We start from the raw sequence: 12,489 nt of genomic DNA on the forward strand, positions 1-12,489 counted from the left end.
GCTCCTACAGGGCGTCAATGTCGCCCAGGGCGCGGATCAGGCGGCGGGCGCGCTTGTCGGGCTTGTGCTCCGGGGCCTGGTAGCCAGTGCGTTCGGCGGCACGACGCAGGCGCACCTCCTGGCGGGCCTTTCGTGACGCATCACTCTCCTCGTACAACCCTTGCGCCACCGGTGCGGGGCCACGCATGTCGCTCAGCCCGCGCACGCTGATCTCGAACACCTCCTCACCGCGCTGTACCCGCAACGCATCGCCGATGCGGATCGCGCGCGAGGACTTGGGCCGCTGGCCACCCACCTCGACCTTGCCGGTGTCCACCGCCTGCTTGGCCAGGCTGCGGGTCTTGTAGAAACGTGCCGCCCACAACCACACGTCGAGGCGGATACTGGGGACCACGGGAACGGCTTCGGGATTCATCAGGCTCCACTGGGTTGCAACAGGTCTGCCCTGCCTACATGGGGCCGGCATCGTCACCGTCAAGATGCTAACGTGCCGGACCTCGAGCCTGACCAGCGCATTCATGTCGAAAGCAAGCCAAGCCCGCAACCTGACCGAGGGCCCGATCGGCCGCAGCCTGCTGCTGTTCTCGCTGCCGATACTGGCCGGCAACATCGCCCAATCACTCAATGGCTCGGTCAACGCGATCTGGGTGGGCAAGTTCCTGGGCGAGGCGGCGCTGACCGCCACGGCCAATGCCAACAACATCATGTTCTTCCTGATCGGCTCGGTGTTCGGCATCGGCATGGCCGCCACCATTCTGATCGGCCAATCGATCGGCGCGAACGACCTGCCGCAGGCCCGCCGGGTCATGGGCACCAGCGCGACCTTCTTCATCGGGCTGTCGGCGGTGATCGCGGTGGCCGGCTGGTTCCTGTCGCACCGGCTGCTGGTGGCCATGGGCACGCCGGCCGAATCGATGCCGCTGGCCGATGCCTACCTGAAGGTGATCTTCCTCGGCATGCCGCTGATCTACGCGTTCGCCTTCCTCACCGCGGCCCTGCGCGGCGCCGGTGACTCACGCACGCCGTTCCGCTTCCTGCTGCTGTCGGTGCTGCTGGACATCGGTTTCAACCCGCTGCTGATCTTCGGCATCGGCCCGTTCCCGGAACTGGGCGTGGCCGGTGCGGCGTGGGCCACCTTCTTCGCCCAGGGCCTGTCGCTGGCGGCGATGCTGCTGTACCTGCGCAACAAGCGCCACATGCTGTGGCTGGGCCGCAAGGATGCCGCGCTGCTGAAGATCGACCTGGACATACTCAAGGCACTGGTGCTCAAGGGCGTGCCGATGGGCCTGCAGATGGTGCTGATCTCGCTGGCGATGATCATGATGATCTCCATGGTCAACGGCTACGGCGTGGAGACCGCCTCGGCCTACGGTGCGGCACTGCAGTTGTGGACCTACGTGCAGATGCCGGCGATGGCCATCGGCGCGGCCTGCTCGTCGATGGCCGCGCAGAACGTGGGTGCCGGGCGCTGGGACCGCGTGGATGCAACCGCGCGCACCGGCGTGCTGTTCAACTTCCTGCTGACCGGTGCGCTGATCGCGCCGATCATCCTGTTCGACCGCAGCACCCTGGCGCTGTTCCTGCCCGAGGCCAGCCCGGCGCTGGAGATCGGCCGCCACCTCAACCACATCGCGGTGTGGTCGTTCCTGTTCTTCGGCGTGAACTTCGTGGTGTCCGGCGTGGTGCGTTCCACCGGCGCGGTGGTGCCACCGCTGGTGATCCTGGCGATCGGCATGTGGGGCATCCGCGTGCCGATGGCCAAGCTGCTGCAGCCGGCGCTGGGGGCCGACGCGATCTGGTGGAGCTTCCCGACCAGTGCGTTCTGTTCGATGCTGATGGTGATGGCGTACTACCGCTGGGGTAACTGGCGCAAGGCCAAGATGCTGGACAAGCATGCGCCGGACACCCTGGCCACGCCGGCCGAGGTGGCGTCCACGCCGCCGTCGCCGGTGGCCGATGCCAACCCCGAGGTCGAGGAACCGGCGGCGCGCTGAAGGGCGTGGCCGGTGCGGATGACGGGCTTCTTTGCCCTCTCCGCCCCTTCGCTGCGCGGAAGGGACGGGTGACGCCGGGCCATGCCCGGCGCCGGCGTTGACAAGACCTGCCGCCGAGCGTGGCTCGGCACTACCGCTGTACGGCCTTCAGTAACTGGCGTCAAACGCGAAGATCGGCTTGCGCTGCTGCCACAGGCCGTTGGTGAAGTCCGGGAATTCCAGCGTCTGGAAGCCATTGGCGATGGACTGCTCGGACAACGGCGTGATCGCGCTCCAGGTCACCGCGTCGAAGATGTCGATCGGCATCGGCGCCTGCGCCTTCAATGACTCGACGAAGGCATGGATCACGAACCAATCCATGCCACCGTGCCCTGCCCCGGCGGCGGTCTCGGCGTGCTTCTTCCACAGCGGGTGCTCGTACTGGTCCTGGTAGACCTGGAACTCCTCCCACTGGTGCGGCGGACTGCGCCCTTCGATATGAATGCCGTGGTTGAGGTCCATCCACAGGCCCTTGGTGCCCTGCACGCGGAACCCGAGCGAGTACGGGCGCGGCAGCGAGGTGTCGTGCTGCAGCAGGATGGTTTCGCCGTTGGCGCACGCCAACGTGGTGGTGACGATGTCGCCCAGCTTGAACTGCACCTGCGTGCTGGGATGCGAGGTACCGCCGCTCTTGGCCACGGTGTACTCGTGCAGGCCGCGCGCCTTGCTGGCGAAGGCATTGATGTGGGTGAAGCGATTGCCACGGTTGATGCCGGTGTACATCGCGCACGGGCCAATGCCGTGGCTGGGATACAACTCGCCGTTGCGCGTGACCGAATGCTCGGTGCGCCAGCGCGCCTCGGACCAGCCCTTGGCACCGAACTCCACGCCGCTGCCGTAGGGGTGCTCCGGATTGCCGTCGTTGAACTTCACCCCGCGCAGGTCATGCTGGTAGCCACCCTGCAGGTGCACCAGCTCGCCGAACAGGCCGGCGCGGACCATCTGCAGCGCGGCCATCACGTCGCGGCGGTAGCACACGTTCTCCAGCAGCATGTACGGCGTGCCGGTGTCCAATTGGGTACGCAGCACGTCCCAGTGGTCCTGCAGGGTGATGCCGGCGACCACTTCGCAGCCCACCGCCACCTTGGCCTGCATCGCCGCGATGGCCATCGGCGCATGCCACTCCCACGGCGTGGCGATGATCACGCCATCCAGGCCGCGCTGCTCCAGCAGCCGCTTCCAGGCATTGACGTCGCCGTCCTGGCCGTAGGCGGTGGGCGCCGGTTTGCCGGCCTTGGCGACCATGTCCATCGCCCGGCCCAGCATGATCGGCTCGATGTCGCACAGCGCCACCATCTCCACGTCCTCACGCCGCACCAGCTCCTTGAGCAGCACCTGGCCGCGCATGCCGGTGCCGATCATGCCCAGCCGCACCTTGCGGTTGCGCGCCCAGGCCGGCATCTGCGGCAACAGGGTGGTGGCGGCCAGGGCCGCGCTGGCCAGGATGAATTCCCTGCGTTTCATTGCATGTCCTCTTTCGTGAAATCGTGCCGTTGCCGGCAGGCGTATCGGCCCCGCACTGACGGTGCCATCACCCTCCCCCGCATGCAACGCATGCGCGGGAGGGTGCCGGGGCGTGGCAGGCTCAGAACTTGTAGGTCGCCGTCACGCTGTAGATGCGACCGAAGTTGTTGGTGTAGCCGGCGAAGTTCATCCAGTCGTTCGGGTCGTAGAACGGCAGGCGGTTGAACAGGTTCTTCACGGTCACGCCCACGCTCAGCTTCTCGATCGGACGCCAGTTCACGCTCAGGTTGGCCGTCCACCACGCCGGTGCGCCACCGCAATGGCCGGGCGCCAGGTCCAGGTAGCTGCCGGTGCAGGTCTGGGCGTTGTTGTCCTGCGCGTCGATGCGGTCATACGCCCACTTGGTGCCACCGACATAGTTGACGTAGAAGCCGGTGTCCCACTTGCCGTAGGTCCAGTTGGTGTTGAAGGTGGCGCGCACCTTCGGGTTGTTGTAGTAGCCGACCACGTTGCCGTAGTACCAGCCGTCCCCGTTGTCGGAGTTGTACATGTTGCGGTTGGCGATGGTCGCGGCGACACCGATGTTCAGGCGGCCCCATTCACCCAGGTCGAAGCGGCTGCGCAGGTCCACGTCGAAGCCGTCGATCAGGGTGCGGCCGCGGTTGCTGTACTGGCCGATCACGCTGGCCACGTTGCCGGTGCTGTAGCCGGGCAAGGTGGACGGGCAGCTCACGCCGCTGGCCGGGTCGTTGCACATGTTGGCCAGCGCGGCCAGGTTGGACAGGTCGGTCTCGGTGATCGGGAAGCGGGTCATCGAGTCGATGTCCTCTTCCTTGCTGTAGTCCGGTGCGACGATCTCGTCGCGGCGGTACACGAACCAGTAGTCGGCCGACACCGAGAGCCAGTCGGTGGGTTCAAACACGACGCCCAGGGTCGCGATCTTGGCCTTCTCCGGCTTCAGGTCCTGGTTGGGCTGGGTCATGCGTGCCACGTTGCGGCTGCAGTCGCTGTTCCACAGGCTGTTGCCCAGGTCCTGGTCGACGACGCGGTTGGACTGCCGCAGCAGGCCGGCGATGGCATTGGTCTCGTTGCAGCGGATCTCATCGCGGTAGCCACCGATCTGCGCATACACGCCGCCGCTGCCGGCCTCGGCCAGGCTGGGGGCGCGGAAGCCTTCGGAGTAGGTACCGCGCAGCATCAGCTGCGGCAATGCCTGGTACTTCAGGCCGATCTTCGGCGCGGCGTTGGCGCTGAAGCCCGGGTACTTGTCCAGGCGCAACGCCAGGTCCATCTCCAGCTTTTCGGTGAGCGGCGCAACGGCTTCGGCGAACAGCGCGTAGGTGTTGCGCTTGCCGTCGAACCACGAACCGCCCTGCTGGGTGATCAGGCCGTTGGCGGCATCCGGATTGCCCGGGGTGTAGAAGGTCTCGCGGGTGGCGTTGAAGCCGAACGCCGCGCGCACCTCGCCGGCCGGCATCTTGAACAGCGGGCCCTCGATCTTGCCGTCCAGGGTGTGCAGGCGGGTCCACGACTCGATGTCGAAGGTCGGGAAGGCTTCGCGGATCAGCGCCGCGTTGGCTTCACTGATCTCACCGAACTTGTAGGCCGGGTGATCGGAAATGATGACGCGGCCGGTACCCGGATCGATGGTGTACGGGCCGAATGCCTTCTCGAACCCCTTCAGGTTGACGTTGGTGGTCTGGTAGGTGACCGAATGCGAGCCGGCGGTGGCGAACGCGGTTTCCCAGTTCCAGTCGCCGGCGCTGCCGCGCAGGCCAGCCACCGCACGGTAGCTCTCGTCGGTGTTGCGCTGGCCGAAATGGCCGCCGCCCACGTCCTGCAGCAGGTAGCCCAGGCCGACCACGCCGCCCATCAGTGCCTTCATCTCGGGGCTGGCGTGGTTGTATTCGTTGTTCGGGCCGAGCCACGGGGTCAGGAACTGGTTGACCGTGTTGCCGGTGTTGCGCGAGAACCAGCTCTGCGGGTTGCCGGTGGTGGTGCCATAGGCGCGCGGCGTGCCGCCGTTGGCATGCAGGTCGATGTCGGTGTAGGTGACCTCGGCGAACGCCTCGGTGGCATCGTTGAGCTGGAAGTGGCCGTTGACGTAGGCGGTCACGCGCTTGGAATCGGCGCCGCCGTTGATCTGGCGGTTCATCCAGGTCTGCCAGATGCAGCGCGTGCCGCTGGCCACCTGCAGCACGTTGTTGCAACCCGGCGCGGCCTCGTCCATCCGCGCCCCGGTGACCGGGTCGATGGCGTAGTAGTAGCCGGGGTTGAACACGCCGGGCGCGCTGCCGGTGTCCAGCCGCAGGTTCTTGATGTAGTCCGGGTTGTTGACGTAGAACTGCGCCGGGTTCTTGAGGTACCACTCGCTGTCCGGGATGCCGTCGCGCTTGTACATGTTGACGCTGGCATAGACGTTGTAGCGGTCTTCGGACAGGTCACCGAAGCCACCGGTGATGCTGGCCTGGGTTTCGCCGAACGAATCGAAGCGCGAGGCGGTGTCCCAGGTACCGCTGACCTCCAGGCCCTGGTAACTGCTCTTGGTGATGACGTTGATGACGCCGGCCACCGCGTCGGTGCCGTAAACGGCCGAGGCGCCATCGGTCAGCACTTCCATGCGCTCGATGACCGCGGCGGGAATGGCATCGATGTTGACGAACTGGGTCTGGAAGCCTGCCGGTGCGCCGTAGTACGACAGGCGGCGGCCATTCAACAGCACCAGCGTGCCCTGTGCGCCGAGACCGCGCAGGTTGGCCTGCGAGGCGCCATCGGAACCGGTGAACAGTGACTTGGAATCCACCTGCCCCGGCCGTGCGGCCGGCAGGTTGTCGAGCACCTGCAGCAGCGTGCGCGCACCCATGTTCTGGATGTCCTGCTTGCTGATGACCTGCACCGGCGAGGCGGTTTCCACGTCGGTGCGGCGGATGTTGGAACCGGTGACCTCGATGCGGGCCAGTTCGGTGGCCTTGTCCTTGTCCTTGCCGTCGGTGTCCTGCGCGAAGGCAGGTGCGGCGATGGCGAACAGGGTGCTGGCGATGGCCAGCGACAACGGGGCGAATGTACAGCGATGGGGATTGCGGTGGGCTGGCAACATCGGGTTCTCTCCTGGAAAGGTCACGCAAGAACAGCAGTTGGCGGGCAAAGCGATCCCGGGCCACGGCCTTGCGGCCGTGGTCGGCGTGGTACGGGGGAGCAGCGGTGTTACGTGGTGGTGGTGGTCAGGGGGCGACGTAGTCGGCGGTGTCGCCCTCCTCGCCGATCAGCACGGCGTTGGCCCAGTTGCCACACACCCGGGCCGGCTCATCCCCCTGCGCACCCAGCGTGCGCAGGCTCAGGCGGGAAAGCCCGCGCACATCCAGTTCCGGCTTGACCACGCCGGGTGCCTTGACCAGGCCGCTGTCGTACAGCAGGCGGTCCTCGCCCCACACCTGGAACTGCATGCCACCGGCCTTGCGGCACTGGTCGTCGATGCCCAGGTCGGCGCGCAGCAGCTTCCAGTTGCCCTTCAACGCGATATCGATGCGGCTGCTGGCCGACACGCCCAGGCCGCGGCGGAACTGCAGGCCGTTCATGCGCATCGGCACGTCGGCGCTGAACGCGCGGTCGGCATGGGCCGACGCGGCCAGCGCGGCCGGCAGCGGCAGCTGGGAGAGGTACTGCTGCCGGGCCGGCCGCTCGGCCGCCTGTTGCTCGAGGATATGGAAGGTGGACAGCGCGATCGGGCCGACGTCGCGCGGCTGCAGTGCATCCACCGCACGTGCGCTGCTGCCCTGCGCTGCGCTCACCATCGGATCGGCACCGCTTGCGCCATCACCCTCCGGGTTCTGCACGCTGAGCACGCGGAAGCGCAGCAGGCGGCCGGCGTGGGCCGGGAAGTCGATACGCTGCAGTTCCTGCTTCAGCTGCAGATGACCGCTGGCGATCGGCTTGCCCCACTCGCCGTTGCTGTCGGCCATGTAGATTTCGTAATCACGCACCTGGCCATGCTTCCAGTGCTGGTCATTGCGCGGTGCCAGCTCGATGCCGTCGATCAGCTTGCGCTCGCCAAAGCCCACCACCCATTCGTGGGCGCCGGTGCGGATGGCCTGGTTGCGCACGCTGCGGAACCAGGTTGCCGGATCGTCGTCGAAGGCATTTTCCAGCGGATGGCCGGGCTCTTCGGCCGGGCGGTTGACCACCAGCAGGCTGTCGGACGGCAGCGCGCGGCCCAGTTCGGGCGCGTTCGGGAAAGCGTCGTCGGCCAGCGCGGCGGCGACCGGGAAATCCAGCTGCAGTTTCAGCGAGGTGCGGATGTCCTGGCTGGCGGTACGCACATGCAGCGTGCCCTTGCGCTCCTTGCCATCGAAGTACCAGCCCTCGCTGGCGGCCTGCAGCGCGGCCGCGTCGGCCAGCTGGGGCAGCGCGCGGCCATCCAGCTGCACGGCGGTCGGTGCGCTGCGGTTCAATACGCGCAGGCCATAACGGCGCTGCGCCAACTGGCCTTGATACTCGCCCTGCACCGGCGCGATCTCCACCTGCACCGGGCCACTGCCCTGCGCCGGTGCCTGCACGCGGATCTGCTGCGTGCTCGATTCGCCCTTCTGGTAACGGCGGGTGCTGCCATCGTCTTCGTACAGGGTGTAGCTGGATGCGCCCTGCGGATACAGATCGAAGGTCACCTCATCCAACGGCTTTTCGCCGTCGAACAGCATCTCCGGGTACATCGGCAGGATCGCACCGGCGCGCACGAATACCGGTAGCGTCGCCAGCTCGACCGCACGGTCCAACTGTTTGCCTGCGGCACCTGCCTGCAGGTGGCGGCCATCCCAATAGTCGTACCAGCCGCCGGCCGGCAGATGGATGTCGCGGCGCCAGCCACGGCTCGCGGCCTGGCTGCGGTAGACCGGCGCGACCAGCAGGTCGCGGCCGAGCAGGAACTGGTACTTGTAGGTTTCATCCTGCGCGTGCGGGTCCTGCGGGTAGTCCCACATCAGCCCTCGCACCGGCGGCGCACCGCTTTGTGCAGCGTCGTGCACCAGCCCGTACATGTACGGGGTCAGGCGCATTTTCAGCTTGAGATAGTCGCGGTTGATCGAGCGATACGGCTCGTCGAAGGCCCAGGGGTGCTTGCGCGTATTGGACGACCAACCTGACATGCCCATCAGCACGGGAGTGAAGGTCTTCCACTGCAGGTCGCGGGTGAAGGTCTCGGCGCTGCCGCCGAAGATCGCATCGACGTCGCCGCTGGCGTAGGCCATGCCCGACAGGCCCGAACCCACCAGGGTCGGCACGTGCCAGCGGATGTAATCCCAGCTGCTGCTCTGGTCACCGGTCCATGCCACCGCATAACGCTGGATGCCGGCCCAACCCATCACCGTCCACAGGAACGGGCGCGAGTCGGAATTGTCGAGGATGCCGTTGAAGGCCTGCTGGTTGGCGTCCATCGCGAACTGGTAGCCCTGCCCGGTCCAGGCCACGTCCAGCTTCTGCACCCGGCTGCCGGCCTTGCCGACTTCCCAGGCAATCTTGTCCACGCCGTTCTCGGTCCACAGGCCGGTCTTGAAGCCGTACCTGGCCAACCCCTGCACGGTTTCCGGCAGCTGCTTGTAGCCGCAGCCGTAGCCGTCGTTGGGCAGGATCCAGCCGCCGGGCATGTCGTTCTCGCGGTACTTGGCGGCGACGCTCTGGACCACGTCGGGCGTGTTGCCGGTGGGGCCATCGCTCCAGCCTTCGGGCACGCTGCCGGGCTTCTTGATGTTGTCGCCGTCGTTGTAGCAATCGGCATCGCCGTAGGACAGCGCCCAGCGCGCGACCATGTTCGGGCGGCCGGTCAGCTGGGTGTAGCGTTCGAGCAGGCGCTGCAGGTCGGCACCCACGAAGTAGTACGCGTCGAAGCGGTCCTCGCGGTGCAGCAGCGTGGACTGGTCGGGCTGGCGCAGGTCGTAGCTGCCATCGCTCCACGTATTGCGCAGCATGCCCCAGCCCCGCGAGCTGAGCAGCATCGGCGCCGGGCTGGGGCGGTCACCCTCTTCCCAGCCACCGGAATAGGACACCTCCAGCTCGCGGCCCTTGAACTGGAAACGGCCGTTCTGCTGGCCACCACCATAGAACGCCTCATCGGCCTGCGAGGACAGCACCTGCACGCTCTGCGCCGCATCCAGGTCCAGTGGCTGCAGCTCTTGCCACATCGGCACGCCACGCGCGCCGTCCAGCCGTTCCAGGCGCAGTTGCAGGGGCTGGCGCTGCACGTGCAGCACCAGGGCCGGCGTGCGTACGCGGATCTCGCTGGCGTCCTCCTCCAGCTGTGCCTGCACCGGCTGCACCGGCTGCGGCAGTACGATCGGCGCGGCCTTGTTGCCGGCGTCGGTCAGCTTGCCGTTGCGCCCGGCCTGCACGTGCACGATGTCATTGGCCAGCACTTCGATGCGCAGCTTGCTGCCGTTGTCGGTGAGCAGTTCCCAGCCGCGCGCGCCATCGCGCCCGTCCGAAGCACTCACCGAGCGCAGGTTGCCCACCGGCTCGGCCTGCGCCGGAAGCGCCGGCAACAACAGCGCCGAAAGCAGGGCCACCAGCAGCGGCGATTGACGGAAGCGGTTGTGCATCGTGTCCCCAGGCCCGTTCATCGGACGTTTCGAAATGCGGTTGTGGCCGACTCTAGGGCAGCAAATCGAAAGATGTCAACAAAATGAAAGCAAAAAGTAAGCGGGATTTCTTGCAATCGAAAGATGGTGCGAAGCACCACTTTCCGTTACCCCCGGATTCGCGCATTCACCCGGGACGAAAGGGTTTTCATGGAAACCTTTCGTTCGTGACGCCGATCGCGACGGGTACATGACCGCCGACATCTTCTTTTCATTTGCTTTCGATATTTGACATTTCGAAAGAAAACGAAGATGGTTCGCCTGCACAACAGGAACCAAGAATGGACCTCACCCTGCTTTCCGATCTGTCCAACTGGCAGCGCCTGGGCGGTGCCGATACCGCCGCCGAAATCGCCCAACAGCCCTTGCTGTGGGAGGCGCTGGCCCACGATCTGTCCGAACATGCGCCGCGCCTGCAGGCCTTCCTCGGCGAACGCCTGGACGACCCGCGGCAACGCGTGCTGTTCACCGGTGCCGGCAGTTCCGGCTTCATCGCCGAGATGGTGGCCGACACCCTCAACGCGCAGTGGCCGGCGGAAATCCGCGCCGTGCATACCACCAGCCTGCTCACCCATCCGGCGCTGTACCTGCAGCGTGACCGCCCGACCCTGCTGGTGTCGTTCGGCCGCAGCGGCTCCAGCCCGGAAAGCGTGGCCGCGGTGGAGCGCGTGCGCGCCGACGTGGACGACGCGCGCTTCCTGGACATCACCTGCAATGCCGACGGCGAACTGGCCCGCCGCGGTGCCGGCCGTGCCGATACCTGCACGCTGCTGATGCCACCGGCGTCCTGCGACCGCGCCTTCGCCATGACCAGCAGCCTGAGCTGCATGCTGCTGGCGGCATTGGCCAGCTTCGACCGTGCGCCGTGGAACGCGCGCATCCAGCGCCTGGCGCAGGTGGCCGTACTCGCGCGCCAGGGCATCGCCGACTGGGATGCAGCCGTCGCCACGCTCGCGCAACAACCGTTCTCCCGCGTGATCTACCTGGGCAGCGGCCCGCACGAAGCACTGGCCCGCGAAGCCGCGCTGAAGGTGCTCGAGCTCACCGCCGGACGCGTGCTTGCCCTGGCCAACACGCCGCTGGGTTTCCGCCACGGCCCCAAGTCCACCCTCAACGGCGAGACGCTGGTGGTCGTGTTCCGCAGCGTGCAGCCGCTGGCGCGTCGCTACGAACAGGACCTGCTGGAAGAGCTGCGCGCCGATGGCGTGGCCGGCAAGGTGCTGTCGATCGGCCCGCAGGTGGACGCCGGCGACGACTACACGCTGCCGGTACCGGTCCTGCCGGACAGCTGGCTGGCGCCGCTGTGGCTGCCGTTCGCGCAGCTGTACGCGCTGCAGCGCTCGGCCGCGCTCGGCCTGACCCCGGACAATCCCTTTCCCGATGGCACGGTCAACCGCGTCGTCAAGGGCGTGACCATCCACCATGATTGACGCCACCCGCACCTGCTACGGCATCGACATCGGCGGCACCAAGATCGAATTGGTGGCCTGCGACGCCACCCTGCAGGTGACGTGGCGCAAACGCGTTGCGACCCCGCAGGGGGACTATCCGGCCTTCCTGCAGGCGGTGAAGCACCTGGTCCACGATGCCGACCAGGCGCGCGGCAATCCGGCCGTCGCCATCGGCATCGCGCTGCCCGGCGTGCGTGACCGTCGCAGTGGCCGCCAGCTCAGCGCCAACGTGCCGGCCCTCACCGGCCAGGCCGTGGCCCAGGACCTGCGCGACCTGCTGCAGCGCCCGCTGCACTTCGGCAACGACCTGCAGTGCTTCGCCCTGTCCGAAGCACATGGCGGCGCCGCCGATGGCTACGCCAGCATGTTCGGCGCCATCCTCGGCACCGGTGCCGGCGGCGGCTACTGCGTGCAGGGGCGGCTGGTCAGCGGTTTCAACGGACTGGCGGGCGAATGGGGGCACTGGAGTGTCCCGGCCGGCCTGCTGCAACGCCATCAACTGCCACTGCTGGAGTGCGGCTGTGGCCTGCGCGGCTGCGTCGAGCGCTATGTCTCCGGCAGCGGCGTGGCGATGATCGAGCGCCACCTCGGCGGCGCCGCCGGCAACGCCAGCGACGTGATCACCCTGGCCGACGCCGGCGATGCGCGTGCTCGCCAGGCGCTGGACATCCACCGCGACCTGCTCGGCCACAGCTTCGCCGCGCTGGTGCTGGCGCTGGACCCGCACGTGATCGTGCTCGGCGGCGGCCTTTCGCAGTACGCGCCGCTGTATGAACAACTGCCGGCCGCCATCGCCGCGCACCTGTTCGACGGCGTGGAGGTGCCACCGATCGTGCCACCGCGCTTCGGCGATGCCGGCGGTGCCCGTGGTGCCGCCCTGCTCGTCAGCCAACCCGTCTTTTCCTGATCCCCCGGGAG

General features: G+C 67.2%; 7 protein-coding genes. 3 read left to right on the plus strand and 4 right to left on the minus strand.

What is annotated here, in order from left to right; all coding sequences use genetic code 11:
* Positions 1-4: 4 nt before the first annotated feature.
* On the minus strand, positions 5-415 hold the full coding sequence (locus tag AC06FE_RS03380) for an RNA-binding S4 domain-containing protein (RefSeq protein WP_132865206.1): 411 nt from the start codon (positions 413-415) through the stop codon (positions 5-7).
* Positions 416-518: 103 nt separating this feature from the next.
* Here AC06FE_RS03380 and AC06FE_RS03385 point away from each other — a divergent pair, with 103 nt between their 5' ends.
* The gene (locus AC06FE_RS03385) at positions 519-1,994 is read left to right on the plus strand and encodes an MATE family efflux transporter (protein ID WP_192287348.1); all 1,476 of its coding nucleotides are present in this window, start codon (positions 519-521) and stop codon (positions 1,992-1,994) included.
* Between the two features lie 147 nt (positions 1,995-2,141).
* Here AC06FE_RS03385 and AC06FE_RS03390 read toward each other — a convergent pair whose 3' ends face one another.
* From AC06FE_RS03390 to AC06FE_RS03400, 3 genes are all read right to left on the minus strand, one after another.
* Positions 2,142-3,497, minus strand: coding sequence for a Gfo/Idh/MocA family protein (locus AC06FE_RS03390; RefSeq protein WP_313251644.1), 1,356 nt, complete (start codon positions 3,495-3,497; stop codon positions 2,142-2,144).
* Positions 3,498-3,618: 121 nt separating this feature from the next.
* Positions 3,619-6,594 carry a TonB-dependent receptor plug domain-containing protein gene (locus tag AC06FE_RS03395; protein WP_478072219.1) on the minus strand — a complete coding sequence of 992 codons (2,976 nt, stop codon included), beginning with the start codon at positions 6,592-6,594 and terminating at the stop codon, positions 3,619-3,621.
* 124 nt (positions 6,595-6,718) lie between these two features.
* Positions 6,719-10,081: a TIM-barrel domain-containing protein gene (locus tag AC06FE_RS03400; protein ID WP_478072363.1), complete on the minus strand. Its 3,363-nt coding sequence runs from the start codon at positions 10,079-10,081 to the stop codon at positions 6,719-6,721.
* 320 nt (positions 10,082-10,401) lie between these two features.
* Between AC06FE_RS03400 and AC06FE_RS03405 the strand changes: the two genes are divergently transcribed.
* Positions 10,402-11,550: an SIS domain-containing protein gene (locus AC06FE_RS03405; RefSeq protein WP_478072220.1), complete on the plus strand. Its 1,149-nt coding sequence runs from the start codon at positions 10,402-10,404 to the stop codon at positions 11,548-11,550.
* Positions 11,543-12,478 carry an ROK family protein gene (locus AC06FE_RS03410; protein WP_478072221.1) on the plus strand — a complete coding sequence of 312 codons (936 nt, stop codon included), beginning with the start codon at positions 11,543-11,545 and terminating at the stop codon, positions 12,476-12,478. Before AC06FE_RS03405 ends, AC06FE_RS03410 begins: the two co-directional genes overlap by 8 nt.
* Positions 12,479-12,489 lie beyond the last annotated feature (11 nt).

The sequence above is a fragment of the Stenotrophomonas sp. Steno-C18 genome (genome assembly GCF_056393195.1).

What these genes read in the sequence shown, in the direction of transcription:
- AC06FE_RS03410 (WP_478072221.1), top strand. Translation starts at nt 11,543, where the DNA reads ATGATTGACGCCACCCGCACCTGCTACGGCATCGACATCGGCGGCACC.
- AC06FE_RS03405 (WP_478072220.1), top strand. Translation starts at nt 10,402, where the DNA reads ATGGACCTCACCCTGCTTTCCGATCTGTCCAACTGGCAGCGCCTGGGC.
- AC06FE_RS03400 (WP_478072363.1), bottom strand. Translation starts at nt 10,081, where the DNA reads ATGCACAACCGCTTCCGTCAATCGCCGCTGCTGGTGGCCCTGCTTTCG.
- AC06FE_RS03395 (WP_478072219.1), bottom strand. Translation starts at nt 6,594, where the DNA reads ATGTTGCCAGCCCACCGCAATCCCCATCGCTGTACATTCGCCCCGTTG.
- AC06FE_RS03390 (WP_313251644.1), bottom strand. Translation starts at nt 3,497, where the DNA reads ATGAAACGCAGGGAATTCATCCTGGCCAGCGCGGCCCTGGCCGCCACC.
- AC06FE_RS03385 (WP_192287348.1), top strand. Translation starts at nt 519, where the DNA reads ATGTCGAAAGCAAGCCAAGCCCGCAACCTGACCGAGGGCCCGATCGGC.
- AC06FE_RS03380 (WP_132865206.1), bottom strand. Translation starts at nt 415, where the DNA reads ATGAATCCCGAAGCCGTTCCCGTGGTCCCCAGTATCCGCCTCGACGTG.